Annotated in this window: 1 protein-coding gene; it reads left to right on the forward strand. The window is 36.2% G+C overall.

The genetic code is table 11. The annotated features are described in order from the left end of the window. Positions 1-635 (forward strand): phycobilisome rod-core linker polypeptide (locus F6K22_RS41165; protein ID WP_293110967.1); only part of this gene is annotated, 635 nt, incomplete at its 5' end. Positions 636-1,260 lie beyond the last annotated feature (625 nt).

A 1,260-nucleotide genomic window follows, 5' to 3' on the forward strand; every position in this document is an offset into this window, starting at 1 on the left:
TGGATGAATTAATTTGGGCAGCTTATCGCCAAATTTATAGTGAACATCAGATTCTGAAGAGCGATCGCCAAACCTTCCTGGAATCTCAGCTAAAAAATGGTCAAATTACAGTTCGAGATTTTATTCGGGGTTTGGTAATGTCCGAGCCATTCCGTCGGAATAATTACGAGACTAATAGCAATTATCGCTTTGTTGAGTTATGCGTTCAACGGGTGTTGGGTCGTGATGTTTACAGCGAAAGGGAAAAGATTGCTTGGTCTATTGTTGTAGCTACCAAGGGTATTGAAGGTTTCATTGATGAGTTGCTTGATAGTGAGGAATATTTGGAAAACTTTGGTTTTGAAACTGTGCCTTATCAGCGTCGTCGGGTTTTACCCCAACGCGATGGAGGAGAAACTCCTTTTAATCTGAAGACACCTCGTTATGAGTTCTACTATCGGACTATTCTAGGTTTCCCTCAAATCGTGTATCAAAATGAAATACGTCGCTTTACTCCTCAAGAAAAGAAGGCTCAGGAAGGCGATCCTTCTCAATTCTTGAATTTGGCACGGAGTCTTGGTGTACAAGGGAGTGTAGTACAAAAACCTAACTTGGGTAGTATTAATCTGAGTATGGTTCCTTATCGTAAAGTATAATTTACGGCTTGGCTTCGACACTTCTGTGGAGTGAAATTAAGTTTTGTAGGGGTGGATTATTTGTGCAGAGTATTTGGTTAATTGACTAGAACTGCTGATATGAATATTCTGTCCCTACAAAATTCTATCAGGTTGGGAATCTCCTATAAATCTGCATTTTTTTAAATATATGAACTATGGATAAATAGGAGTTATCTAAATGCGGTTTATTGATGTTGTTGATCAAAGGAAAGAACAGCTTAACTTGGCAAAGGGAAGATTATCAATATATTTTAGAGACGGGTTTGAAGTGTAAATTGCTCAGTTTAACTCTTGTTATCTAACTATGAAACTCCCTGCAGCAAGTTAAAAAATTACCGAAAAATTAATAATTAATAATTAATAATTAAATAATTTGCGCCTTGAAGCCTCCCCTTGGATAGGGGAAAACAAAGAAAATATTCCTTATATTCAATCCTCTCGGTTTTAACCAGAGGTAATTATCAATTATCCATTATCCATTATCCATTAATGAAACTCCTTACTCCAGGATATCAGAGCAAAAAAGTTAATATGTTTCTGTAATTATAAATAATAAGTTGATTAAGATTAAGAGAGGGCTACTAAGAAGTTTTGGGTAAGGTTT

Origin of the sequence: Okeania sp. SIO2F4, from assembly GCF_010672385.1 — a bacterium.
Taxonomy (GTDB): domain Bacteria; phylum Cyanobacteriota; class Cyanobacteriia; order Cyanobacteriales; family Microcoleaceae; genus Trichodesmium.